This is a genomic window from Aureimonas populi (assembly GCF_017815515.1).
GTDB classification, from domain to species: domain Bacteria; phylum Pseudomonadota; class Alphaproteobacteria; order Rhizobiales; family Rhizobiaceae; genus Aureimonas; species Aureimonas populi.
On the sequence record NZ_CP072611.1, the window covers coordinates 2,489,119 to 2,511,811 of the forward strand.

General features: G+C 65.9%; 27 protein-coding genes and 1 tRNA gene. 22 read left to right on the plus strand and 6 right to left on the minus strand.

Annotation, left to right across the window (positions count from 1 at the left end; translation table 11 throughout):
• Nucleotides 1-264: 264 nt before the first annotated feature.
• Nucleotides 265-1,557: a porin gene (locus tag J7654_RS11620; RefSeq protein ID WP_209736089.1), complete on the plus strand. Its 1,293-nt coding sequence runs from the start codon at nt 265-267 to the stop codon at nt 1,555-1,557.
• A 245-nt stretch (nt 1,558-1,802) separates the two neighbouring features.
• Nucleotides 1,803-3,074 (plus strand): porin, encoded by a 1,272-nt coding sequence (locus J7654_RS11625; protein ID WP_209736090.1) that lies wholly within the window; start codon nt 1,803-1,805, stop codon nt 3,072-3,074.
• Between the two features lie 293 nt (nt 3,075-3,367).
• On the opposite strand, the gene J7654_RS11630 is transcribed toward J7654_RS11625, so the two are convergent.
• On the minus strand, nt 3,368-5,545 hold the full coding sequence (locus J7654_RS11630) for a lytic transglycosylase domain-containing protein (protein ID WP_209736091.1): 2,178 nt from the start codon (nt 5,543-5,545) through the stop codon (nt 3,368-3,370).
• A gap of 281 nt (nt 5,546-5,826) precedes the next feature.
• On the opposite strand from J7654_RS11630, the gene dapA reads away from it, so the two are divergent.
• From dapA to J7654_RS11645, 3 genes are all read left to right on the plus strand, one after another.
• Nucleotides 5,827-6,708 carry a 4-hydroxy-tetrahydrodipicolinate synthase gene (gene dapA / locus J7654_RS11635; protein ID WP_209736092.1) on the plus strand — a complete coding sequence of 294 codons (882 nt, stop codon included), beginning with the start codon at nt 5,827-5,829 and terminating at the stop codon, nt 6,706-6,708.
• Nucleotides 6,709-6,798: 90 nt separating this feature from the next.
• Nucleotides 6,799-7,278: an SsrA-binding protein SmpB gene (smpB, locus tag J7654_RS11640; RefSeq protein ID WP_209736093.1), complete on the plus strand. Its 480-nt coding sequence runs from the start codon at nt 6,799-6,801 to the stop codon at nt 7,276-7,278.
• Between the two features lie 62 nt (nt 7,279-7,340).
• Entirely contained in the window at nt 7,341-7,901 is a 561-nt protein-coding gene (locus J7654_RS11645; RefSeq protein WP_209736094.1) for a peroxiredoxin, read from the plus strand.
• Here J7654_RS11645 and J7654_RS11650 read toward each other — a convergent pair.
• Together J7654_RS11650 and J7654_RS11655 are read right to left on the minus strand one after the other, a co-directional pair.
• Nucleotides 7,898-8,563, minus strand: coding sequence for a uracil-DNA glycosylase (locus J7654_RS11650; protein ID WP_209736095.1), 666 nt, complete (start codon nt 8,561-8,563; stop codon nt 7,898-7,900). The two genes, J7654_RS11645 and J7654_RS11650, sit on opposite strands and share 4 nt — an antisense overlap.
• A 5-nt stretch (nt 8,564-8,568) precedes the next feature.
• Nucleotides 8,569-9,153, minus strand: coding sequence for a LabA-like NYN domain-containing protein (locus tag J7654_RS11655; RefSeq protein ID WP_209736096.1), 585 nt, complete (start codon nt 9,151-9,153; stop codon nt 8,569-8,571).
• 192 nt (nt 9,154-9,345) lie between these two features.
• On the opposite strand from J7654_RS11655, the gene rpoZ reads away from it, so the two are divergent.
• From rpoZ to J7654_RS11705, 10 genes are all read left to right on the plus strand, one after another.
• On the plus strand, nt 9,346-9,747 hold the full coding sequence (gene rpoZ / locus J7654_RS11660; protein ID WP_209736097.1) for a DNA-directed RNA polymerase subunit omega: 402 nt from the start codon (nt 9,346-9,348) through the stop codon (nt 9,745-9,747).
• A gap of 110 nt (nt 9,748-9,857) precedes the next feature.
• Complete coding sequence (locus tag J7654_RS11665; RefSeq protein WP_209736098.1) at nt 9,858-12,080, plus strand: RelA/SpoT family protein; 2,223 nt, start codon at nt 9,858-9,860, stop codon at nt 12,078-12,080.
• 25 nt (nt 12,081-12,105) lie between these two features.
• Nucleotides 12,106-12,684, plus strand: a complete 579-nt coding sequence (gene pyrE / locus J7654_RS11670; RefSeq protein WP_209736099.1) for an orotate phosphoribosyltransferase — start codon at nt 12,106-12,108, stop codon at nt 12,682-12,684.
• A gap of 7 nt (nt 12,685-12,691) precedes the next feature.
• On the plus strand, nt 12,692-13,093 hold the full coding sequence (gene acpS, locus J7654_RS11675; protein WP_209736100.1) for a holo-ACP synthase: 402 nt from the start codon (nt 12,692-12,694) through the stop codon (nt 13,091-13,093).
• 103 nt (nt 13,094-13,196) lie between these two features.
• Nucleotides 13,197-13,931: a signal peptidase I gene (gene lepB, locus J7654_RS11680; protein ID WP_209736101.1), complete on the plus strand. Its 735-nt coding sequence runs from the start codon at nt 13,197-13,199 to the stop codon at nt 13,929-13,931.
• A complete protein-coding gene (rnc, locus tag J7654_RS11685) occupies nt 13,919-14,626 on the plus strand; it encodes a ribonuclease III (RefSeq protein ID WP_209736102.1) in 708 nt (235 codons plus the stop codon). The genes lepB and rnc overlap by 13 nt, the downstream gene beginning before the upstream one ends.
• 87 nt (nt 14,627-14,713) lie before the next feature.
• Nucleotides 14,714-15,622, plus strand: coding sequence for a GTPase Era (gene era / locus J7654_RS11690; RefSeq protein ID WP_209740485.1), 909 nt, complete (start codon nt 14,714-14,716; stop codon nt 15,620-15,622).
• Nucleotides 15,623-15,650: 28 nt separating this feature from the next.
• On the plus strand, nt 15,651-16,643 hold the full coding sequence (locus tag J7654_RS11695; protein WP_209736103.1) for an NAD(P)H-quinone oxidoreductase: 993 nt from the start codon (nt 15,651-15,653) through the stop codon (nt 16,641-16,643).
• A 123-nt stretch (nt 16,644-16,766) separates the two neighbouring features.
• Nucleotides 16,767-17,507, plus strand: a complete 741-nt coding sequence (locus J7654_RS11700) for an HAD family hydrolase (RefSeq protein WP_209736104.1) — start codon at nt 16,767-16,769, stop codon at nt 17,505-17,507.
• A gap of 62 nt (nt 17,508-17,569) precedes the next feature.
• A tRNA-Val gene (locus tag J7654_RS11705) sits at nt 17,570-17,644 on the plus strand.
• A 76-nt stretch (nt 17,645-17,720) separates the two neighbouring features.
• Here the strand turns inward: J7654_RS11705 and J7654_RS11710 are convergent.
• Both J7654_RS11710 and J7654_RS18525 read right to left on the minus strand, forming a co-directional pair.
• Entirely contained in the window at nt 17,721-18,515 is a 795-nt protein-coding gene (locus tag J7654_RS11710; RefSeq protein ID WP_245195480.1) for a tyrosine-type recombinase/integrase, read from the minus strand.
• Nucleotides 18,516-18,559: 44 nt separating this feature from the next.
• Nucleotides 18,560-18,853, minus strand: a complete 294-nt coding sequence (locus J7654_RS18525; RefSeq protein WP_377946318.1) for a helix-turn-helix domain-containing protein — start codon at nt 18,851-18,853, stop codon at nt 18,560-18,562.
• A gap of 77 nt (nt 18,854-18,930) precedes the next feature.
• Between J7654_RS18525 and J7654_RS11715 the strand changes: the two genes are divergently transcribed.
• From J7654_RS11715 to J7654_RS11745, 7 genes are read left to right on the plus strand one after another with little or no spacing between them, the layout of a single operon-like run.
• The gene (locus J7654_RS11715) at nt 18,931-19,416 is read left to right on the plus strand and encodes a DnaT-like ssDNA-binding protein (protein ID WP_209736106.1); all 486 of its coding nucleotides are present in this window, start codon (nt 18,931-18,933) and stop codon (nt 19,414-19,416) included.
• A gap of 2 nt (nt 19,417-19,418) precedes the next feature.
• On the plus strand, nt 19,419-19,829 hold the full coding sequence (locus J7654_RS11720) for a hypothetical protein (RefSeq protein ID WP_209736107.1): 411 nt from the start codon (nt 19,419-19,421) through the stop codon (nt 19,827-19,829).
• A gap of 1 nt (nt 19,830) precedes the next feature.
• On the plus strand, nt 19,831-20,190 hold the full coding sequence (locus tag J7654_RS11725; protein ID WP_209736108.1) for a hypothetical protein: 360 nt from the start codon (nt 19,831-19,833) through the stop codon (nt 20,188-20,190).
• Nucleotides 20,190-20,594, plus strand: a complete 405-nt coding sequence (locus tag J7654_RS11730; RefSeq protein ID WP_209736109.1) for an HK97 gp10 family phage protein — start codon at nt 20,190-20,192, stop codon at nt 20,592-20,594. The genes J7654_RS11725 and J7654_RS11730 overlap by 1 nt, the downstream gene beginning before the upstream one ends.
• Before the next feature lie 3 nt (nt 20,595-20,597).
• Nucleotides 20,598-21,011, plus strand: coding sequence for a DUF4128 domain-containing protein (locus tag J7654_RS11735; RefSeq protein WP_209736110.1), 414 nt, complete (start codon nt 20,598-20,600; stop codon nt 21,009-21,011).
• Between the two features lie 11 nt (nt 21,012-21,022).
• The gene (locus J7654_RS11740) at nt 21,023-21,502 is read left to right on the plus strand and encodes a hypothetical protein (RefSeq protein WP_209736111.1); all 480 of its coding nucleotides are present in this window, start codon (nt 21,023-21,025) and stop codon (nt 21,500-21,502) included.
• A 3-nt stretch (nt 21,503-21,505) separates the two neighbouring features.
• On the plus strand, nt 21,506-22,084 hold the full coding sequence (locus J7654_RS11745) for a phage tail assembly chaperone (RefSeq protein ID WP_209736112.1): 579 nt from the start codon (nt 21,506-21,508) through the stop codon (nt 22,082-22,084).
• Between the two features lie 233 nt (nt 22,085-22,317).
• Here J7654_RS11745 and J7654_RS11750 read toward each other — a convergent pair whose 3' ends face one another.
• Nucleotides 22,318-22,692, minus strand: a complete 375-nt coding sequence (locus tag J7654_RS11750) for a helix-turn-helix domain-containing protein (RefSeq protein ID WP_209736113.1) — start codon at nt 22,690-22,692, stop codon at nt 22,318-22,320.
• Nucleotide 22,693 lies beyond the last annotated feature (1 nt).

Consider the following 22,693-nt stretch of genomic DNA (forward strand, 5'->3'; position numbering starts at 1 on the left):
ACGAAAGCTTGGCCGCTCGCGAGCTGCATTGGCTGCTGCCGCGAGATCTGTTTGCGTGGCGTTCGTGCAACAGGGGTGTGGCCAACACGCATTCCGGGCGGCAGCGTGGCCTTTTGGTGATTGCATCGAAAGTCGACATGCATAAGGTGGAGCAAGAAAGAGGGCGGGGGACGAACCTCCTTCTTTCAAGGGATGGGGCAGGGAAGGCTGTCCTTCGTATCAAAGGCCCAACCCTACCTTGTAAACTTGACTGGAGGTCAGGAAATGAACATCAAGAGCCTTCTTCTCGGCTCGGCCGCGGCCCTCGTTGCGGTGTCCGGCGCTCGCGCTGCGGACGTCATCATGGTCGAGCCGGAGCCGGTCGAATACGTTCGCGTCTGCGACGTGTACGGCGCTGGCTTCTTCTACCTGCCGGGCACCGAGACCTGCCTGCGCATCAGCGGCCAGGTCCGCTTGCAGATCAACGTCGCGGGCGACCCGGCGCAGAACCTCGAGGGTGACGACTACAACGTCGCCTCGCGCGTTCGTGCCCGTCTGAACTTCGACGTTCGCGAAGAGACCGAGCTCGGCCTCCTGCGCGCCTTCGCTCGTATCCAGGCGCAGAACACCTCGGGCGCCAACAACGGCGTCGACGTCACCCAGGGCTACGTGCAGCTCGGCGGCCTGCTCCTCGGCTACCGTGACTCGCTCTGGACCAACGATATCGGCGGCATCGAGGACGGTCTCCTCACCGATACCGATCTGATCGCGGGTGACTTCAGCCAGAACCAGATCTCCTACACCTTCGCCGCGGGCGGCTTCTCCGCGACGGTCGGTCTCGAGGACGACGGCACGGGCGACGCGGTTCCCGATGTCCACGGCAAGCTGGTCTACTCGGGTGCCTGGGGCGGCGCGTTCGTCTCGGCCGTCTATGACGAGACCGTCAACGCCGGCTTCGGCACCTTCGGAACCTCCTTCGCCGAGGACGAGTTCAATTCGGGCAACCTTCCGGGCGGCGTGAACTTCCCGTTCTTCGGTGGCTTCGATCTGCCGAGCCTTCTTGACGACGGCAGCAACGAAGCGTTCGCCATCAAGGCCGGCCTGAAGCTGCGCGATCTGCTCGTGGCGGACTCCACGCTTGCGATCGAAGGTCACTGGGCTTCCGATCCGACGCCGTATGCCGGCATGGGCGGCATCCTGGTCGGCGTTCCGGCTGGAGTCATCGGCGGCACCGCGTTCGGCGGCGGCAACGTGAACGTTCCGCTCATCGCCGAGTGGGCCATCGGCGCTGGCTATCGTCAGCAGGTCTCCGACTTCTCGGTCGCTGTCGCCGGTCAGTACGGTGAGCTCTTCGACACGAGCCTCACCTTCGTCAGCCCGGGCGCGACCTTCGAGACGGCCGCCTTCGGTGGCGACTTCTACCGCCTCGTCGGTAACGTCGGCTACAACTTCACCAACAATTTTGGTGTGTTGGCCGAAGTGGCGTACACGGACGTCAGCTTCGAGACGATCGACGGCGTGGACCTCGGCAGCTCGGACCAGACCACCGGCTTCCTGCGCTTCGCTCGCAACTTCTAATCGGTTTCACCGATATGAATGGGAAAGGGCCCGGCTCACGCCGGGCCCTTTTCGCGTCCGGCTGTCGTATAGGTTGAAAAATTCCACCTGTTGCATTTGCGTAATTTTCGCACATGCCTCCTCCGCGTATCGTGAGGGGACAAGAGGGCGGGGGACGAACCTCCTTCTTTCAGACAAACGGGTTGGGTGCGCCGGCTTCCGTCGGTCGCGGGCCCTACCTTGTAAACTTGACTGGAGGTCAGGAAATGAATATCAAGAGCCTTCTTCTCGGCTCGGCCGCGGCCCTCGTTGCGGTGTCCGGCGCTCGCGCTGCGGACGTCATCATGGTCGAGCCGGAGCCGGTCGAATACGTTCGCGTCTGCGACGTTTACGGCGCCGGCTTCTTCTACCTGCCGGGCACCGAGACCTGCCTGCGCATCAGCGGCCAGGTCCGCTTGCAGATCAACGTCGCGGGCGACCCGGCGGAAAATCTCGAGGGCGACGACTACGAGGTCAATTCCCGCGTCCGCGCGCGCCTGAACTTCGACGTTCGCGAAGAGACCGAGCTCGGCCTCCTGCGTGCCTACGCCCGTGTCCAGGCGCAGAACACCTCGGGCGCCGACAATGGCCTCGAGATGGAGCAGGCCTATGTCCAGCTCGGCGGGCTTCTGGTCGGCTATCGCGATACGCTGTGGACCAGCGACGTGGGCGGGATCGAGGATGGCCTCCTGACCGACACCGACCTCGTGCTCGGCGATTTCAACACCAACCAGATCTCCTACACCTTCGCTGCGGGCGGCTTCTCCGCGACGCTCGGCATCGAGGATGACGGCACGGGCGACGCGGTTCCCGATGTCCACGGCAAGCTGGTCTACTCGGGCGCCTGGGGCGGCGTGTTCCTCTCCGCCGTCTACGACGAGACGTTCAACACCGAGGATGCGCTCGGTTTCGGCCAGGTTCTGCCGGCTGAGCTCGGCGGCTTCGAATTCGTCGGCAGCCCGATCGGCCTTGCGGGCCTCCTGCCGCTGCTCGACGACGGAAGCAACGATGCCTTCGCCCTCAAGGCGGGCGCGAAGTTCGAGGACGTCTTCGTGGCGGGCTCCACGCTGGCGTTCGAGGGCAGCTACGCCTTCGATCCGACGGTCTATGCCACGGTCGGCGGTCTGGCGAGCACGTTCTCCATCAGCGAGGACAACGACACGATCTTCAACCCCCAGTCGGGCGCCGTTCCGCTGTTCGTCGAATGGTCGGTCGGTGCAGGTTACTCGCAGGCGGTGGGCGACTTCACCGTCGCGGTCGCCGGCCAGTACGGCGAGCTCTTCGAGACCACTTACCTGACCGGCTTCGTGCCGGGCACCGGCGCGCTGACCACCGCCACGGCGGGCGGCGACTACTACTCGCTGGTCGGCAATGTCGGCTACGACCTGACCAACAATTTCGGTGTCCTGGCGGAAGTCCAGTACACCGACGTGGACCTGAGCGAGCTCGGCTCGTTCGACCAGACCACGGGCTTCCTGCGCTTCGCGCGCAATTTCTGATCGCGCCATCGCGAGCGACAACACTAAGGGGCCCGGCGCAAGCCGGGCCCCTTTTCATGTCTGTATGCGCCGGCTCGTCGGCGCGTTGCCGATACGCAATTGGCTGAAAGGCTTCGCGGGGCGGTCGCTCCTCATTGTTCGCCCGGGAGCAGCCGGCCTGAAAGTGCGAGCACAAGGCGACGGCCCGATCGCAGGACACCTTCGCTGACGACGAGCAAAGGTAACGCCTGCCTGACAATGAAAAAGGCCGGCATGTGCCGGCCCTTCTGCTGCATTGGTGATAATGGACGCCGTCAGCTACGTCGGCCGTGGCGCAGGTCGCCCTCGATGTTGAAGCCGGCGCCCAGGCGCATCTTGTACACCTGGTAGTTCTCCATCACCCGTTGCACGTAGTTGCGGGTTTCGGTGAAGGGAATCTGCTCGACCCAATCCACCACCTCGTCGATGGGCCTGCCGCGTGGGTCGCCGAACCGCTCCACCCATTCGCGCGCGCGGCGCGGACCGGCATTGTACGCCGCGAAGGTCAAAACATAGGACCCGGCGAAGGTGTCGATCTGCTGGCCGAGATAGCGCGAGCCGAGCTGCGCGTTGTACGACACGTCGTTGAGGAGCTTGGCTTCGGAATAGGACGCGCCGATCTCCCGCGAGAGCGAGCGCGCCGTGCCCGGCATGAGCTGGAGGAGGCCCAGCGCGCCGGCCGGCGACTTGGCCTGCGGGTTGAAGGCGCTTTCCTGCCGGGCGATGGCGTAGGCGAGGGCCCTGCCGGAGGCGTTGATGTTCGCGCTCGCCGGGATCACGCCGACGGGAAAGGCGAGGGCCGGCGCATCGACGCCGCGCGCATAGGCGATCTTGCCCACGTCCAGGGCGAGCGCATGGTTGCCCCGCCGCTCGGCCATGGTCGAGAGAAGCGCCAGCTCGCCGGGGCTGTCCACCTCCTCGGCGAGGGCGCGATAGAGGCTGGCGGCCCGCCAGTCCGAGCCGATCTCCTGAAGCCGGGTAATGGCGCGCACGGCCTCGCGCCCGGAGAAGCGCCTGCGCTCGGCATCGCTGGGGCGCGGGAAGGCGATTTCGCCGGGGGTGCGGCCGAGCTTGGCGTTGGCGAGCTGCCCGTAATAGGTCGCGCCGTGCCGCGCCGCGCGGCCATAGAAATCGCGCGCGCTGCCCGGCCCGCCGGCTTCGGCCGCCCGCCCCATCCAGTAATATGCGCGGGACTGCGAGAGGGGCCGGTTGGAGACCTCGGCGATCTTGGCGAAGTGGCGGCTGGCACGGACGGGATCGTTGAGAAGGCGCAGGGCGTACCAGCCGGCATGGAACTCGGCTTCCACCGTGGAGACGAGCCCGCTGGAGGAGTGCTCGGCCGCAAGGCGGTAGGCCGTGCGGGCATCGCCCTTCCTCTCCACCAGCATGCGCGCGACGATCCGCCGCTCGTTCCACCACGCATCCGGGTCGATCAGCGCGGCCGGGTCGCGGGTGACGGAGAGAAGCACCGCCGCCGCCTCCTGCGGCCGGTCCGCCTTGCGCAGGTTCACCGCGCGCGCGAACTGGTAGCTGGGGTCCGAATGCTGGTTGGCCGGCACCGCCGAAAGCCGCGCGGCTGCGTTCTCACCCCGGATGGACGCGACGCGGGCGCGGAAGAGCGTCTCCGAATTGGCGAGCGAAGAGACGCGCTCGGCCTCGGTGATGCGGTTCGCGTAGAGCAGCTTCTCCATGCGGAACTTGTGGTCGTTCTTGGTCAGAAGCGAGCCGAAGGAGCGCAGCATCTCCGTCTCGAGCTCCCGCGTCAGCCGGTCGTTGCGCCAGGTTTCGGCGATGAGGCCGCGCGCCCGCTGGGTGTCGCCGGTCTCCTGGTAGGCGCGCGCCAGCACCATAGCGCCTTCCGGCGTCTGCGGACGTCCGCCCGCGAAGGCGTTGATGACGGTCGCGGCCGGCGGCTTCTCGCGGTGCAGCGCGCGCTCGGAGTTGGCGCGCAAGGTCGCCATGCCGGGCCAGGACGAAAGCTCGTGCGCGGCCCGGGCCACCTCGGCCGCCGGCACGTCGCTGCCGCCGCGCAAGGCGATCGCCCAGGTCAGGATCTGCCGGTCGAGTGAGCCGGGGGCCATGCCTTCCCGAATGGCGCGGGCCCTGGCCATGTTCTGGTGGGTGGCGTCGAGCCCGTCCTTCAGGCTGCCGCGCACGGGCGAGACGGCCGAGCGCGCGCCCATCGAGGCGATGGAGGCCGTGAAGGCCGTCGCCGAGGCCGGGGCGGCCGCTCCGCCACCGCGTGCGAGAGCGGGGTTGGCCGGCGTCGGCACCGGTGCGCCGAAGCGGGCCGAGTCCACGCCGCTCGTCGATGACGCCGCCGATACGCCCGAGCGCATGGTGGGCATGGGGCCGACGGACGGCAGCATGGATTCGGCCGTGCAACTGGCAAGCAGCAGGCCGGCGAGGGCTGTCTGCAGTCCAAGCGTGATGGCGGCGGATTTCGCGGTCATCGCGAGCCTTTCGGAGACGTGCTGGGCCGCCTTTGGCGCTAAGGGGAAGTGTGGCGGCATGGTGTGCAAATCTCTCATGGACGCAGTGAAGAGAACGTAAAGTTCGAAACGCGGCGGGCCCCGTGGGGCCGGATCGTTCGCCGCTTCGCATGTCCTTGTTTCGGTTGAGGGGCTTCACTATGGTGCCGCCATTCACGAGGGGCAAAGCGGCCGATCTGGGGCGCGGCCGATGACGAGGATGTGACCGTCGCGGCCGCACCGCCCGTTTGGAAGGAAATAGCATGTTCAAGGGTTCGCTGACGGCGCTCGTCACGCCTTTCCAGGAGGATGGCAGCCTGGACGAGGCGGCGTTCCGCGCGCTGGTGGAATGGCAGATCGAGGAGGGCACGCAGGGTCTGGTGCCGGTCGGCACCACCGGCGAGACGCCGACGCTGAGCCATGCCGAGCACCGGCGCGTGGTGGAGATCTGCATCGAGGTTGCAGGCGGGCGCGTGCCGGTGATGGCGGGCGCGGGCTCCAACAACACGGCCGAGGCCATCGACCTCGTGCGCTTCGCCGAAAAGGCCGGCGCGGACGGCGCGCTCGTGGTCACGCCTTATTACAACAGGCCGAGCCAGCGCGGCCTCTACGCCCATTTCGCGGCGGTTGCGCAGGCCACCGCGCTGCCGATCTTCATCTACAACATCCCGCCGCGCTCGGTTATCGACATGACGACCGAGACGATGGCGAGGCTGGCCCGCGATTTTCCGAACATCGTGGGCGTCAAGGACGCGACCGCCAGGATCGACCGCGTCTCGGAGCAGCGGGCGGCCTGCGGGCCGGACTTCATCCAGCTTTCGGGCGAGGACGCCACCGCGCTCGGCTACAACGCCCATGGCGGTCATGGCTGCATCTCGGTCACGTCCAACGTCGCGCCGCGCCTGTGCGCCGAGTTCCAGGCGGCGTGCCATGCGGGCGATTTCAAGCGCGCGCTCGAATATCAGGATCGCCTCATGCCGCTGCATCGGGCGCTGTTCCTCGAGCCCAACCCCAGCGGCCCGAAATATGCGCTCGCGCGCCTCGGCCGCCTGAAGAACCGGCTGCGCTCCCCCATGGTGACGGTGGAAAGCGAGACCGAGCGCGCCATCGACTCCGCTCTCGTCCACGCCGGCCTTCTGAATTGAACAATCGCCGCCAAACCCCATCTGGAAGGGAGAACGCAGGCACGAGGCGAGGGAAGGCGGGGCGCGCAGGCGCCCTGGACGGGGGCTGACATGGCCAAGGCCAAGGGCGAGAAGTCGAACATCGTTGCGGAAAACCGCAAGGCTCGCTTCCATTACGAGATCACTGACACGTTGGAGGCCGGGCTCGTGCTGACCGGCACGGAGGTCAAGTCGCTGCGGCTGGGCAAGGCCACCATCGCCGAGTCCTATGCGACGGAGGAGGGGGGCGAAATCTGGCTGATCAACTCCTTCGTGCCGGAATATCTCCAGGCCAACCGGTTCAACCATGAACCGAAGCGGCGGCGGAAGATCCTCGTGCACAAGACACAGCGCAACCGGCTCGCCGGCGCGGTCCAGCGCGACGGCATGACGCTCGTGCCGTTGAAGATCTATTTCAACGACCGGGGCATGGCCAAGCTGGAGCTTGCCGTGGCGCGCGGCAAGAACGCGCCGGACAAGCGCGAGACGCTCAAGGAGCGGGACTGGAACCGGCAGAAGCAGCGCGTCCTCAAGGAGGGCGGGCGCGACTGAACGCGGCGGCTTGACGCGAGCCCCGTTCGGACAGACCCTGCCCACGGAGGAAGGGAGGCCCGATGACGGATTTCGCGAACCTGCCCGACGGGCTGGAGCCACCGCAGGACGACGGCGCGGCCCGCCATCTCGAAGGGCGCTCCCTGCCGCACGTTTCTCTGGCGTCCACAGCCGGAGGCACTGTCGATCTCGGCGCGTTGCCCGGCTTGTGCGTGCTCTATTGCTATCCGCTGACCGGGCGCCCTGGCACCTCGCTGCCCGGCGGCTGGAACGAGATTCCCGGGGCGCGTGGATGCACCCCGCAGGCCTGCGCCTTCCGCGACCTTCACAAGGAATTCGTCCGGCGCGGCGTGGCGCATCTCTTCGGCATATCGACCCAGACCACCGCATGGCAGAAGGAGGCGGCCGAGCGCCTGCACCTGCCTTTCGCCCTGCTCTCGGACAGCAGCCTCGTCTTGCAGGACATGCTGGACCTGCCGGTCATGGACGTGGACGGCGAGGCGCTGCTCAAGCGGCTGACGATGATCAGCCGGGACGGGCGGATCGAGAAGGTGTTCTACCCCGTCTTCCCGCCGGATCGGAACGCCGACGAGGTGATCGCCTGGCGCGACACACACAGTTAGTGCGCGTCGAGGAACTCCCGGGCGGCGCGGAAGACGTCGGCGAACATTGGTTCCGTCAGGCGGCCCGTGTTGGTGTTGTAGCGCGAGCAATGATAGCTCGCCACGATGCGCAGTCCCGCTACCTCCGCCTCCGCGCCATGGCCGAAAGGCGCGTCCTTCAGCCGTCCGCCGAGCGCCCGCACGGTCGAATCATGAGCGATCCGGCCGAGCGTGACGATGGCGGCAAGGCGGGGCAGGCCATTCAGCACGGGCTTGAGGAACTGCCGGCAGGCGTTGATCTCCGGCCCGGTCGGCTTGTTCTCCGGCGGCACGCAGCGCACCGCGTTGGTCACCGCTGCGCCGACGAGTTCCAGGCTGTCGTCCGGCCGCGCCTCGAACTCGCCGCGGGCAAGGCCGAAGCGCTTCATCGTGGCATAAAGCAGGTCGCCGGCGTAATCGCCCGTGAAGGGGCGGCCCGTCCGGTTGGCGCCGCGAACGCCGGGGGCCAGGCCCACGACCAGAAGGCGCACGGCGCCCGCGCCGTCCGGCGGCAGGAAGGTGGGAACCGGGCCATTGTGCCAATGGGGCTCGCGCGCCCGCCATTCATGGCGGAAGGCGGCCAGGCGCGGGCAGATGGGGCAGTCGCGCGGCGGCGGGGCCGGCTCGGGCGGGAACGCACTCATCCTCGTCAACCGCGATCGAACTCGCCGCCCTCGGCAGGTTCCATCCGCCGGGCGGTGCGCTCGGCCGGATCGCGGGCGATCTCGGGCCGGAGGCTGGCAAGGTCGATGAAATGATCCGCCTGCCGTCTCAGATCGTCCGAGATCATCGGCGGCTGGGAGGAGAGCGTGGAGACCACCGAGACCTTGCGCCCCTTGCGCTGCAACGCCTCGACCAGCGAGCGGAAGTCGCCGTCGCCGGAAAACAGCACGAAATGGTCGACGAACTCGCTCATCTCCATCGCGTCGATGGCAAGCTCGATGTCCATGTTGCCCTTGATGCGCCGCCGCCCGGAGGAATCGGTGAACTCGCGCGCTGGCTTGGTGACGAGCGTGTAGCCGTTATAGTCCAGCCAGTCGATCAGCGGGCGGATCGGGGAGTAGTCCTGCTCCTCCAGAAGCGCGGTGTAGTAATAGGCGCGCAGGAGATAGCCCCGTGCCTGGAAAGCGGACAGCATCTTCTTGTAGTCGATGTCGAAACCGAGGCTGCGCGTGGCCGAATGCAGGTTGGCGCCGTCGATGAAGAGCGCGATCTTCTCGCGAGTGTCGAACATGAAAGGCTTTCGAGAAAAGGAAGAATCGAAGGAATGAGCGGGAAACGGCGGCATGGTAGGAGCATAGCCTGCCGCTGCCAATGCAGCGCGGCGGGGGCGGAGGCCTTTCCACAGCCGCCCTTGTGTTTCGAGGCCCGAAAGGCTAAACGGGCTTCTTAACCTCTCCATTTTCCGTTACCCGAGGAGACAGGCATGGCGCGTGTCACCGTAGAAGACTGCGTCGACAAGGTCGAGAACCGCTTCGAGCTGGTGCTCCTCGCCAGCCATCGGGCCCGCCAGATCGCGCAGGGCCAGCCGATCACCATCGACCGCGACAACGACAAGAACCCCGTCGTGGCGCTTCGCGAGATCGCCGACGAGACGCTCTCGCCCGGCGACCTGAAGGAAGACCTCATCCACTCGCTGCAGAAGCATGTGGAGGTGGACGAGCCCGAGCCGCAGGCGCCCGCCGCCGGCGCGATCGCCGAAAGCACGGCGGCCCCCGCCGCGAGCGAGGACGAGGGCGAGAACATCTCCTTCGACCGCATGTCGGAAGACGACCTCCTGGCCGGCATCGAAGGCCTCGTGCCGCCCGAGAAGAACGAAGACTACTGAGACGCGAGCGCGGCCTCTTTCGGAGTGGCTGCCCCGACGCCTATATTGAAAAGGCGCCCGCGATCGTTCGCGGGCGCCTTTTTCGATTCTCCTAAGGTGCCGCGCCCTCAATGATGCGCCAATATGAACTCGTCGAACGCGTCGCAGCCTACAAGCCCGACCTCGACGAAGGCCTTTTGAACCGGGCCTATGTCTACGCCATGCAGAAGCACGGCACGCAGAAGCGTGCCTCGGGCGACCCCTATTTCTCGCATCCGCTCGAGGTCGCGGCGATCCTCACGGACCTGCATCTCGACGAGGCCACGATCGCCGTCGCCCTTCTCCACGACACGATCGAGGACACGGATGCGACGCGCAAGGAGATCGACCAGCTCTTCGGCCCCCATATCGGCCAGTTGGTGGAGGGCCTGACGAAGCTGAAAAGGCTCGACCTCGTTTCCAAGAAGGCCGAGCAGGCCGAGAACCTGCGCAAGCTGCTTCTGGCCATCGCCGACGACATACGCGTCCTGCTCGTCAAGCTGGCGGACCGGCTGCACAACATGCGCACGCTGGACCATATGCGGCCCGACAAGCGGGCGCGCATCGCGCAGGAGACGCTCGACATCTACGGGCCGCTCGCGGGCCGCATGGGCATGCAGGAGATGCGCGAGGAGCTGGAGAACCTCGCGTTCCGCTATGTGAACATCGAGGCCTACGAGACCGTGACCGCGCGGCTCGGCGAGCTGCGCGAGAAACATTCTGCCACGATCGCCCAGATCGAGGAGACGCTGTCGAAGAGGCTGGCCGAGAGCGGCATCCACGCCGTTGTCTCGGGGCGCCAGAAGAAGCCCTATTCGGTGTTTTCCAAGATGCAGCGCAAGGCGCTCTCGCTGGAGCAGCTTTCCGACATCTTCGGTTTCAGGGTGATCGTGGAGACCGAGGAGGACTGCTACCGCACGCTGGGCATCGTGCACCGGACATGGCCGCTCGTGCCCGGCCGCTTCAAGGACTATATCTCCATCCCCAAGCAGAACGACTATCGTTCGATTCACACCACCATCGTCGGCCCCTCGCGCCAGCGCGTCGAACTGCAGATTCGCACGCGCGAGATGCACGAGGTGGCCGAATACGGCATCGCCGCCCACGAGCTCTACAAGGATGGCATCACGGGCGGCGAGGGCCGGCAGGCTTCCAACACCGAATCCTCGGCCTTCGCCTGGCTGCGGCGTACGATCGAGATGCTCTCGGAGGGCGACACGCCCGAGGAGTTCCTGGAAAACACCAAGCTCGAGCTGTTTCAGGACCAGGTCTTCTGCTTCACACCCAAGGGCCGGCTCATCGCCCTGCCGCGCCGCGCCACGCCCATCGACTTCGCCTATGCCGTCCATACCGATGTCGGGGACACCTGCGTCGGCTGCAAGATCAACGGCCGCATCATGCCGGTGGTGACGGAGCTGACGAATGGCGACGAAGTGGAGATCATCCGCTCCAAGGCCGCCACGCCCCCGCAGGCGTGGGAGGCCGTCGCCGTCACCGGCAAGGCGCGCGCGGCCATCCGCCGCGCGACCCGCATGTCGATCCGCCGGCAATATTCCGGCCTCGGGCAGCAGATCCTCGAACGCGCCTTCGCCCGCTCCGGCAAGACCTTCAGCAAGGAGGGGCTCAAGCCCTATCTCTCCAAGGTCGGGCACAAGGAGGTGGAGGACGCGCTGGCCGCGGTCGGGCGCGGGGAACTGTCCTCGGCCGATGTCCTGAAGGCCGTTCACCCCGATTTCCAGGACAGCCGCGCCGTGAAGTCGCCACCGCCGAGCGAGGAGGAAGGATGGTTCGGGCTGCGCCAGGCGGCCGGCATGATCTTCCGCATTCCCGGCCGCTCCAAGTCGGCGCGCAAGGAAGCCGAGCCCGCCGCCCTGCCGATTCGCGGTGCCGGCGATGACCTGCCCGTGCATTTCGGCCCGGACGGCGCGGTGCCTGGAGATCGGATCATCGGCATTCTGGAGCCGGGCAAGGGTATCACCATCTACCCCATCCAGTCACCCGCGCTCACCGCCTTCGACGACCAGCCGGAGCGCTGGGTGGACGTTCGCTGGGACCTCGACGCGGAGATGACGACGCGCTTCCACGCGCGGGTGCGCATCTCCGCCGTGAACGAGCCCGGCGCGCTCGCCGAGATCGCCGAGACCATCGCGGAGAACGACGCCAATATTCACGGCCTGTCCATGGTCGCGGCCGGCGCGGATGTGAGCGTCATGGTCATGGATCTGGAGGTCTGGAACCTCCAGCACCTCACCCGCACGCTCAATCAGCTTCGCGGCAGGACTTGCGTGACGGACGTGGTTCGTGTGAACGGCTGAGCGACCAAGGACCAACGGACGCTTCATGACCCGCGACGACGTGATAGACATCTTCCGGCAGGCCGGCGCCTTTCTGGAAGGCCACTTCATTCTCACTTCCGGCTTGCGTAGCCCGGTCTTCCTGCAGAAGGCCCGCGTCTTCATGCATCCGCCGCTGACCGAGCGCCTGTGCAAGGCGATGGCCGAGCGTATCCGCGCCGAGGTGGCGGGCGATATCGACTATGTGGTGGGGCCGGCCGTGGGCGGGCTCATCCCGGCCTACGAGACCTCCCGCCATCTCGGCGTTCCGGCGATCTGGGTGGAGCGGGAAGGGGGCGTCTTCCGCCTTCGCCGCTTCGAGATTCCGGCCGGCGCGCGTGTGGTCATCGTGGAGGATATCGTCACCACGGGCCTGTCCATCCGCGAAACGGTGGCCTGCCTGGAGGATCTGGGCGCCGAGGTCCTGGCGGCGGCGTGCATCGTGGACCGCTCGGCCGGCAAGGCCGATGTCGGCGTGCCGCTGATCGCCCTGTGCGAGTATGAGGTTCCGGCCTATTCCCCCGACGCGCTGCCGCCGGAGCTTGCCGCCATCGCGCCGGTCAAGCCCGGCAGCCGCTCGCTGTGATGCGCGCATGATCGTCGGGATCGGCAGCGACCTCATAGATATCCGGCGGGTGGAGCGGACGCTAAAGCGCCATGCCGGCCGGTTCGAGGCGCGGGTGTTCACCGAGGTCGAGCGGGCGAAATCCGATCGGCGCAAGCAGCGCGCGGCCTCCTACGCCAAGCGCTTCGCCGCCAAGGAGGCCTGCGCCAAGGCGCTCGGCACCGGCCTGTCGCAAGGCGTTTTCTGGCGTGACATGGGCGTCGTCAACCTGCCGAGCGGGCAGCCCACCATGCAACTGACCGGCGGCGCGGCGTCGCGCCTGGCGGCTCTGGTGCCAGCAGGGCACGTGCCCTTCATCCACCTGACGATCACCGACGACTTCCCGCTGGCGCAGGCCTTCGTGGTGATCGAGGCGCGGCCGGCCGTATGACGCCGCCGCGCGAAAGGCGCCGGCGCCACATTGCCGAAGCCTTGCCAAATCATTACTAAAGCGCGTGCGCCGGCCAAAGGCGCTTGGAACAGAAGGGCGTAGAATGGTCGAGCGTGCCGAACGCAAGGAGAAGGGCGGTTTCGGCGAGACCGTGAAAGTGATCGTGCAGGCGCTCCTTCTGGCGCTGGTGATCCGCACCTTCCTCTTCCAGCCCTTCTCCATCCCGTCCGGCTCCATGATGCCGACGTTGCTCGTGGGCGACTACCTGTTCGTCACGAAGTGGAGCTACGGCTTCAGCCGCTACTCTCTGCCGCTTTCGCCCAACCTCTTCGAAGGGCGCGTCCTGGCCTCGGATCCGGAACTGGGCGACGTCGTCGTCTTCCGCAAGCCGAACGAGCCGGAGGTGGACTATATCAAGCGCCTCGTCGGAATGCCGGGCGATACGGTGCAGATGCGCGACGGGGTGCTCTATCTGAACGGGCAGGCCGTGCCGAAGGAGCCGGTGGAGAGCTTCGCGGGTGGCGACGGCAACACGGTCGCCCAGTATCGCGAGACGCTGCCCAACGGCGTGAGCTACCTTACGCTCGATATCACGCCCGCCTCGGCCGGCGACAACACGCGTGAATTCGTGGTGCCCGAAGGCCATTATTTCATGATGGGCGACAATCGCGACAACTCCGCCGACAGCCGCTTCGACGTGGGCTACGTGCCGTTCGAGAACTTCGTGGGCAAGGCGCAGGTCATCTTCTTCTCCATCGACAACAATTACTCCCCGCTGGAAGTCTGGCAGTGGCCGACCAGCCTGCGGCCGAGCCGAATCCTCTCATGGCTCGGCTGACGCGCGGGGAGGAACTGGGCGGCCTCGAGGAGATCATCGGGCTTCGTTTCCCGGACCGCTCCAGGCTGGAGCGGGCGCTGACCCATGCGAGCCTCAAAAGCGCGAGCGAGCGGGCCAATTACGAGAGGCTGGAGTTCCTGGGCGACCGGGTTCTCGGCCTGACCATCGCCGAGCGCCTGTTCCAGCTTTATCCGAAGGCCGACGAAGGCGAGCTTTCGCTCCGGCTCAACGCGCTCGTCTCCGCCGAGACCTGCGCGGAGATCGCCGACGAGATCGGGCTGGAGCGCTTCATCCGCCATGGTGGCGACCTGAAGCGGATCGGCGGCGAGCGGAACCGGAACATCCGCGCCGACGTGGTGGAAGCCATGATCGCGGCCATCCATCTCGACCATGGCATCGAGGCGGCGCGCGACTTCATCCTCCGGTTCTGGGACAAGCGCTTGGGGCAGGCCGTCTTCGCGCGCCGCGATCCGAAGACGGCGTTGCAGGAGTGGGCGCACAAGAAGGCCGGGCGTCCGCCCTCTTATGATCTGGTGGAGCGTTCCGGCCCCGACCATGATCCGCTGTTCACGGTTCTGGCGCGTGTCGATGGCGTGGAACCCGCCACAGGGCAGGGGCGCTCCAAGCGGCTGGCCGAGCAGGAGGCTGCCGCAACGATTCTCGTGCGCGAAGGCGTCTGGAGCGCCGGCGCCTGAAGGCGTATGACGGCAGGAGCACAAGGCTCACAATCTGGAAAGAATCGCCGCACCTTGACCGACGACACAACTCCTCCGACCGACCGGATGCCCAATGCCGGCAACGGAACCCGCTCCGGCTTCGTCGCGCTGATCGGCGCGCCCAATGCCGGCAAGTCCACCCTGGTCAACCAACTCGTCGGCACGAAGGTCTCCATCGTCACCCACAAGGTGCAGACGACCCGCGCGCTGGTGCGCGGCATCGCCATCCGGGCGCGAACCCAGATCGTGCTCGTCGATACGCCGGGTGTCTTCTCGCCGAAAAGGCGTCTCGACCGCGCCATGGTGAAGACCGCCTGGAACGGCGCAAAGGACGCCGACCTCATCCTCGCCATCATCGACGCCGAGCGGGGCGTCTCGGATGAGGCCGGGATCATTCTGGAGCGACTGAAGGAAAGCGGGCGTCCGGCGATCCTGGTTCTCAACAAGGTGGATCGCATCAAGCGCGACAAACTGCTGGGCCTGACGCAGGAGATCACCGCCAAGGCCGAGTTCGAGCGCGTCTTCATGATCTCGGCGCTGAACGGCTCGGGCTGCGACGACCTGCTGGACTATCTGGCCGAGCGCCTGCCCGAGGGGCCGTGGTACTACCCGGAAGACCAGATCACCGACCTGCCGCTGCGCCAGCTTGCCGCCGAGATCACCCGCGAGAAGCTGTTCCTGCGTTTGCATCAGGAACTGCCCTATGCCTCCACGGTGGAGACCGAGCTGTGGGAGAAGCGCCCCGACGGCTCGGTGCGCATCGAGCAGACCATCTATGTCGAGCGCGACAGCCAGAAGGCCATCGTGCTGGGGCGCAAGGGCGAGACGATCAAGGCCATCGGACAGGCGGCCCGCAAGGAGATCGCCGAAGCGGCGGACGAGAAGGTGCACCTCTTCCTCTTCGTGAAAGTGCGCGAGAACTGGAGCGACGACCCCGAGCGCTATCGCGAGATGGGCCTCGATTTTTCCGGCTAGGATTCGTCCGGCCCGACAGGAGCAAGCCATGTCCTTGTCCATGCAGGCGATCATCGTCGAGACTCCGGGTGGGCCCGAGGCCCTCGCTTGCGTGGAAAGGCCGCGGCCTTTGCCGGGGCATGGCGAGATTCTCGTGCGGGTGAAGGCCGCCGGCGTCAATCGGCCGGATGTCATGCAGCGCAAGGGCAAGTATCCGCCGCCGCCCGGCGCCCCCGACATTCTGGGCCTGGAGCTCGCCGGCATCGTGGAAGCGGCGGGGGAGGGCGCCACGCGTTATGCCCCCGGCGACCGCGTCATGGCGCTGGTCGCCGGCGGCGCCTATGCGCAATATGCCGTGGTTCACGAGACGAACGCCCTGCCGGTGCCGGACGCGCTTTCCTTCGTGGAAGCCGGCGCGATCCCTGAAACCTACTTCACCGTCTGGTCCAACGTCTTCGTGCGCGCGGGCCTGCGTGCGGGCGAGACGATCCTCGTCCACGGCGGCAGTTCGGGCATCGGCACGACCGCGATCCAACTGGCCAAGGCGTTCGGCGCGAAGGTTCTGGTGACGGCGGGCAACAAGGAGAAGTGCGAGGCGTGCCGCCGGCTCGGCGCCGACCGGGCCATTCATTACGGCGAGGAAGACTATGTGCAGGCCGCGCTGGAGGCGACGGAGGGCCGGGGCGTCGATGTGATCCTCGACATGGTGGGCGGCGACTACATCCAGCGCAATCTCAAGGCTGCTGCCGCGGACGGGCGAATCGCCCAGATCGCCTTCCTGCAGGGGCCCAAGGTCGCGCTCGACTTGACGCCGCTGCTTCTGAAGCGCCTGACGCTAACGGGTTCCACCCTGCGCGCGCGGCCGGTGGCGATGAAGGCGGAACTGGCCCGCGACCTGGAGGAGAAGGTCGTGCCGCTTCTGGCGCGGGGCGAGGTGGGGCCGATCATCGACAGCGTCTTTCCCTTCGCGGAGGTCGCCGCCGCTCATCGCCGCATGGATGAAGGCGCCCATATCGGCAAGATCGTTCTGGAAATGGCGTGAACGCCGCCACTGTTGCCCATGCGTGCCAGCAGGAACTGAAAGCGACGTTCCTCAAGCCCCGGGGCAGGTTCGCAATGCCGCTTCGCTTGACCGGGCGCGCGGCCGCGTCATCCTGCGGCCCGCATGAGCCATATCCCTGCCATCTCTCCGATCCGGTATCGCACCGCGCCTGAAACGCTGCCACCCGTCGCCGTCTTCGATCTCGACGGAACGCTGGTGGACACGGCTCCTGACCTGGCTGCGAGCCTGAACCATTGTCTCGACCGGGCAGGGTTGCCGCCGGTGGCGCTGGAAGACGTGCGCCCCCATGCCGGCCATGGCGCGCGCGCAATGATCGAGCATGCCTTCGCGCAAGCCGGGCGCCCGCTGGCCGAAGCCGAGATGGGCCGCCAGATCGAGCGCTTCCTTCGCTACTACGAGGCGCATATCGCCGACCTCTCGCGACTGTTTCCCGGCGCGGTGGCCCTGTTGGATCGCATGGAGGCGGCTGGATTTCGCCTCGCGGTCTGCACGAACAAGACACAGGCGCTCTCGGAAGGGCTCCTGCGGGCGTTCGGGCTCGCCGGGCGCTTTTCCGCCATTTGCGGGGCGGATACGTTTCATCGGCGCAAGCCCGATCCGGTGCACCTCCTCGGCACCATCGAAAACGCGGGCGGGGGCGTGGCCGGGTCGGTGATGATCGGTGACACCCGCACCGATGTGGATGCGGCCTTCGCGGCCGGCATTCCTTCCGTGCTGGTCGACTTCGGCTATTGCGCCGACGATGCGACGAAAGCAGCCGCGCGGCTGGTGATTTCAAGCTTCGATGCGCTCGACGCAGCGGCGGTGCACAGACTTTCCCGTTCCGCCGTCGAGAGCGGTTGACGACGAGGCCCATTGCCGCCTATATCGCCACACCCGACACGGCCTCGCCGCCGTGCTCTGAAGGGCGCGTAGCTCAGCGGGAGAGCACCTCGTTCACACCGAGGGGGTCACAGGTTCGATCCCTGTCGCGCCCACCATTCAAGCCGCTGATTTGCAAGGTTATTTCCCTTCAATGGCGTGGTTTTGCAAGTTTACCACTAGGTTCATCGAACTTCAAACGTCGAGACTTGCCGCCAGCTTGCGCAGGTGATCCGGGCTGTAGCGGGAATAAACCCGCTCCGTGAGTCGGCTATCGGCGTGGCCGAGATACTGCGCGATCTCGCTCATCGAATGCCCGGCCTCGGCCATCCATACGGCGGCCGAATGCCGGAAGACATGCGGCGAGACATTCGGCTGCTTCGCGGCGGCGGCAGCAGCCTTGATCCCGCGCTTGATCGACTGCACCGGCATGCCGCCATACTCGATCACGTAGGGGGATAGGGCGCCGGTCTTTGCCTCCTTCAAAGCCTCCATCAGGCTATCGTTGATTGGCACCGTCGCTCGGCCTTTCCTGCGCGCCTTGTCGAACGGATTGCGCAGGTGAATCAGCTTGCGCACCATGTCCACGCGATCCCACGTCAGTTCCAGTGCTGCCGTCACACGCCCGCCAGTTCCGATCAGAAGCCGAATCGCCAGAGCGATGTGCGGCACCTTTGCGCACTCGATCATTCTCGCTACCTGGGCGCGGGTGAGATAGTCCGACTTGGGCTCTGGCTTGGCGGGGCGCTCGATGGCCGGGGCGCGATCAATCAGGCGATGCGCTTCAGCCCACTTCAGGACCGTACGCAGGTGCCCAAGCTCAGTGTGGATCGTGCCATCACTGATCCCCGCTGCCTGCCGTTCCTTGGTGTGCTGCCGGCATAAAGCGATAGTGATCTGATCGGCTGTGAGGGGGCCAAAGCGCGGCTTGAGAACGCCCCACGTGCAATCCATCGTCTTAAGTACGGCTCGGCCCTCTCGGTCGCGCACATAGCCGTTCCATAGATCCGCGACAGTCGATCCGCGAGGCCGAGTCAGTTCCGCGTATCGAGCCTGGGCGCGGCGGGCCGCCTCTGCCTGGTCATCCGTTCCAAGTCGATAACGTCGGCGGACATCTCCGTCCTGCCATGTGACGCAGAATTCTCCTTGTAGTCGGGTAAGTCGCCATTCTGGCATTCGAAACTATCCACATCGTCCGCACGGATGCGGAGCAATCTGCCTCCCAGCCGGAACGACGGCAACTCTCCTGATTTGCACATGCGCCTGATATGTCTCGCGGAGCACCCCCACCGCTCGGCCAACGTCTCGGGTGTGTATGGCCGCCCCATGCTACTTCTCCTCGACAGGTGGCGGGGGAAGGGGCTGCCATGCCGTTGGAAGGTCTCCGGTTAGGTCCTCGCCGCTGGTGGAGAACCAGAAGAAGTCTCCTTCCGGCGGGCGGTCTGGAGTCGATATGTGGGCGTCTTCCTCGACGAAGGTGGCGCGTGACTCGGCGCTGATCGTGGCGAGTGGCTACATCGACGGCCGCTATCGGGATCGTTTCCCCGGTCGGAAGGCTGGCGGACGGGCTCAGTCCCTGGAATGGCCCCGGTTTAACGCAGTGGACGCCTCCGGTGAGGGGATCGCCGAAGACGAGGTGCCAGTCGAGGTCGAGCACGCTGTCTATGAAGCCGCGTTGCGCGAGGTCCAGGCGCCGGGTTCGCTTTCACCCGACTTCGACGCCACCGCGCTCGTGAAGCGCGAGCGGGTGGATGTCATCGAGACTGAGTATGTCGTGCCGACCGATGCCACCGCGGCTCGGCTCGTCGTCTCGATCATCGACGACATTCTGTCCGGTCTGCTCGTGCGCAAGGAAGCGCGCCGGACGGTCTCGTTCCTGGCGAGGGCCTGACCGTGGCGAACATCATCAACATAGCTGACCGCCAGAAGAATGGCGCGCCTGTCATCGATCCCGTCTGGCGCTTTGATCTTCGCGTCTGGGACACAGAGGGCGGGCCGGAGGCGCTGGTGACGGACTTCTTCGATGGAGATGGGCTGGAGGCGGCCGATCGCCTTCGCCAGTTCGCGGCAATGCTCGACACCATCTCCTACTGCTTGATGCAGCAGGCGCATCACATGGATCCGAACGACGACGGTCAAATTCTCGCGAAGGTGGCCGTTTTCGAAAACAGCCGCGTCCGTCTTCGCGTTAACGACGACATGATCCAGACAATCGAGCAGGAGGAATGGCTGCGCCGCCGGTTCGATGACGCCAAGGCGATCGTGAACGAGGACCGATCCGCGCCTGCGAATACGAGGGCCTGACGTGACCTCCTTCGACTACGCCAAGACCGCTGCCACGGCCGAACGCCTGCTTGCCCGGTTCGGCCAGGAGGGGGCGATCCGGGTGCAGGGCGTGCGGGAATCTGATTGGGATGATGAGCCCGGCCCTCCTGTGGATCACCCCTGCCGCCTCGCTGTCCTGCCCATTGCGGACAGGGACATTGATGGCGCGCTGATTAAGGCTGGAGACGTGAAAATCCTTGTCTCGACGGTGGGCCTGTCCATCACGCCGACGACGGTCAACACGGTGATCGCGGCCAATGGCACATTCACCATCGTTCGCGTGAAGACCCTCGCACCGGCTGGCGTGGCGGTGCTGCATGATCTCATGGGTAGACGTTGATGGCCGGTTTTGCCGATCAGATAGCCGCTTGGTCCGAGAAGACGCGAGAGAAGTTGGAGACCGCCGTTCGCAAGATCGCGCTCGACGCCTTCACCGAGGTAATCCTCATGTCGCCGGTCGATACGGGCCGCTTCCGTGGGAACTGGCAGGTGGCCATCGGCAATATCCCAACGGGCACGGTGGAGATCGACGACAAAACCGGCACCGCAACGATCGGAAAGGTGCAGGCCGAGACGCTGAAACTGCAAGCCGGCCAGACGATCTTTCTCGTCAACAACCTGCCCTACGCACAGGCTCTCGAATACGGCCATTCGCAGCAAGCGCCTGGCGGCATGGTCCGCCTCACCGCGCAGCGCTTCACGCCCATTGTCGACGCCGTGGCGCGCGAATTGAACAAGGGCTGACCTATGTCGGCAATCGAAGCGTCCATCCACACAGCGCTGGAACAGCACCTGCGGGCGTTCGCAGAGCCTCGTGGGTTGCGGGTGGCGAGGCAGGGGTATGACTTCACGCCGCCTGACGGGGAGTATCTACGATCCTCGTTCATGCCGAACCGCACGACGAACCCATGGACGGCATTCTCCGATCCATCCGTCTTCCAAGGCATTTTCCAGATCACCGTCGTCTGGCCTGCGGGCGGGGGCGTTGATCCCGCCCTGACACTCGCGGCCGACATCGCCAACCACTTCGGCCGGGGAACTCGCATCCCCGCCGCCGACCCGCCCATGACCATCGAAGAACGCCCGTCCATCGCCTCGCCCTTGCAGGATGCGTCGTCGTTGGAAGTGCCGATTTCCATTCGCTACCGGCTGATCCGCTGAAAGGAACCCCCATGGCCGATCCATTCAACAACCAGGGCTCCACGCTCTACGTCTGCGAGACCCCGCAGAATGCCGACCTGACCGAGGCGGGCTTCAAGGCTCTGACCTACGTCAAGATTTCCAACGTCGGCGAGATGCCCGAACTGGGCGTCTCCACGAACGCCACGAGCTACGACACGACGGAAACCATCGTCTCGAAGCAGGACAAGGGCGTTTCGACCGCCGGCACCGGCACGTTCGCTTGCGGGCATGACCCCGAGGACGCGGGCCAGACGATCCTTCGCGCCATCGGCCATCCGACCGACAAGAGCAACTACGCCCTGGCCCGCGTCTCGGCTGATCCGCAGCAGACGACGTTCTTCTATCGCGGCAAGATCGCCGGTCCCGTTACGAGCGGCGGTGGCGTCGAGGATTACGTGGTCGATACTTACTCGATCATGGGGAACCAAGTGCCGATCCAGACGGTCGGCGGGATCACGGTTGGGGGCTGATTTATGGACATCGCCGGCCTGTATGACTACGAGCAGACTTTCGCTCTCCACCTCGTCAACCCAACGACCGAGGAAGAGCTCGGGATCGTCTTCCAGATTCGCTCGGCCGAGAGCGACGAGGCGAAGAAGGTCCAGCGGGAGCAGATCGACGATATGCTGGAACGCCAGCAGCGCGGCAAGCTGATCAAGGGTGAGCAGGCCATCAATCGCGAACTCGAGAAGGCGGTGTCCTACATCGCCTCCTGGGACTGGGGCGAGCGGCGCCAACGCGATGCCCGGTTCGGCCGTTCTCACCCGGAGGTCAAATGGCCGGTGATCGGCTCTCACCTGCTCGAATGGTTCTGGGAACTGAGCGCCGCTCGCAGGCAGGGCATGAACGGGCCCGATCCTATCGCCTTCGCCGATATCGCTGCATGGGTCAGGCTAACCGGAACCATCATCCGCCGCGACGAACTGACGATCCTTCGGCAAATGGATGCGGCCTATCGCTCGGCGGTCTCGGAAGAACATGCCGATGCCCGGCGGCGGTCAGAGGCGCGCAGCAAGGCCCAGGCGGCAGCGAAGGCTATGGTCGGGAGGTGATGGCTACTTCCTCATCAGTTCCTCGTGCTTGGACGGGTCTAGCCATTGCTTGCCGTCCTTTTCACTATGACAGGGATCACCGAAAAGCTTCGGGTCGGGGATCTCATCCATTTGCTTGACTGCGGTCCTGACGGATCGGCGCTCACGACGATGTTCTGCCGCTTTGAACGCTTTGTCGGAAGTGGCCGTGGTCATCCCGACAACGGGCGTCCGGCGGTGGGACCGAGCCATGGTCATGCCCTCTCAGTCAGATGATATGGACGCACGAGAAGGTCAGCCGGAATATGCCACTGGCTGGAAATCTTGTGCACCATATCGACAGTCAGAGCCCGGCGACGATTCAAGACTTCGGACGCACGAGGACGGGAGCCGAGAAGATCGGCTAGTTCCGCCTGAGTGTGCCCGAGATCGCTGATCGCATAGCGGATCACCTCGACGGGATCGGGGGCCTCAATAGGCCAGCGCTTCTCCTCATACGCTTCAACGAGAGTGGCAAGCACATCGAGCTTGTCGCCTTCCGGCGAGCCAACAGGAGTGCCCCAGAGGCGTTCGATCTCGGCAAGGGCCTCGGCGTGGTCCTCGTCGGAGCGGATCGGTCGAATGTCCATG

Coding starts and splice junctions, on each gene's coding strand:
- J7654_RS11620 (WP_209736089.1), top strand. CDS start 265: ATGAACATCAAGAGCCTTCTTCTCGGCTCGGCCGCGGCCCTCGTTGCG.
- J7654_RS11625 (WP_209736090.1), top strand. CDS start 1,803: ATGAATATCAAGAGCCTTCTTCTCGGCTCGGCCGCGGCCCTCGTTGCG.
- J7654_RS11630 (WP_209736091.1), bottom strand. CDS start 5,545: ATGACCGCGAAATCCGCCGCCATCACGCTTGGACTGCAGACAGCCCTC.
- dapA (WP_209736092.1), top strand. CDS start 5,827: ATGTTCAAGGGTTCGCTGACGGCGCTCGTCACGCCTTTCCAGGAGGAT.
- smpB (WP_209736093.1), top strand. CDS start 6,799: ATGGCCAAGGCCAAGGGCGAGAAGTCGAACATCGTTGCGGAAAACCGC.
- J7654_RS11645 (WP_209736094.1), top strand. CDS start 7,341: ATGACGGATTTCGCGAACCTGCCCGACGGGCTGGAGCCACCGCAGGAC.
- J7654_RS11650 (WP_209736095.1), bottom strand. CDS start 8,563: ATGAGTGCGTTCCCGCCCGAGCCGGCCCCGCCGCCGCGCGACTGCCCC.
- J7654_RS11655 (WP_209736096.1), bottom strand. CDS start 9,153: ATGTTCGACACTCGCGAGAAGATCGCGCTCTTCATCGACGGCGCCAAC.
- rpoZ (WP_209736097.1), top strand. CDS start 9,346: ATGGCGCGTGTCACCGTAGAAGACTGCGTCGACAAGGTCGAGAACCGC.
- J7654_RS11665 (WP_209736098.1), top strand. CDS start 9,858: ATGATGCGCCAATATGAACTCGTCGAACGCGTCGCAGCCTACAAGCCC.
- pyrE (WP_209736099.1), top strand. CDS start 12,106: ATGACCCGCGACGACGTGATAGACATCTTCCGGCAGGCCGGCGCCTTT.
- acpS (WP_209736100.1), top strand. CDS start 12,692: ATGATCGTCGGGATCGGCAGCGACCTCATAGATATCCGGCGGGTGGAG.
- lepB (WP_209736101.1), top strand. CDS start 13,197: ATGGTCGAGCGTGCCGAACGCAAGGAGAAGGGCGGTTTCGGCGAGACC.
- rnc (WP_209736102.1), top strand. CDS start 13,919: ATGGCTCGGCTGACGCGCGGGGAGGAACTGGGCGGCCTCGAGGAGATC.
- era (WP_209740485.1), top strand. CDS start 14,714: ATGCCCAATGCCGGCAACGGAACCCGCTCCGGCTTCGTCGCGCTGATC.
- J7654_RS11695 (WP_209736103.1), top strand. CDS start 15,651: ATGTCCTTGTCCATGCAGGCGATCATCGTCGAGACTCCGGGTGGGCCC.
- J7654_RS11700 (WP_209736104.1), top strand. CDS start 16,767: ATGAGCCATATCCCTGCCATCTCTCCGATCCGGTATCGCACCGCGCCT.
- J7654_RS18525 (WP_377946318.1), bottom strand. CDS start 18,853: ATGGGGCGGCCATACACACCCGAGACGTTGGCCGAGCGGTGGGGGTGC.
- J7654_RS11730 (WP_209736109.1), top strand. CDS start 20,190: ATGGCCGGTTTTGCCGATCAGATAGCCGCTTGGTCCGAGAAGACGCGA.
- J7654_RS11735 (WP_209736110.1), top strand. CDS start 20,598: ATGTCGGCAATCGAAGCGTCCATCCACACAGCGCTGGAACAGCACCTG.
- J7654_RS11740 (WP_209736111.1), top strand. CDS start 21,023: ATGGCCGATCCATTCAACAACCAGGGCTCCACGCTCTACGTCTGCGAG.
- J7654_RS11745 (WP_209736112.1), top strand. CDS start 21,506: ATGGACATCGCCGGCCTGTATGACTACGAGCAGACTTTCGCTCTCCAC.
- J7654_RS11750 (WP_209736113.1), bottom strand. CDS start 22,692: ATGGACATTCGACCGATCCGCTCCGACGAGGACCACGCCGAGGCCCTT.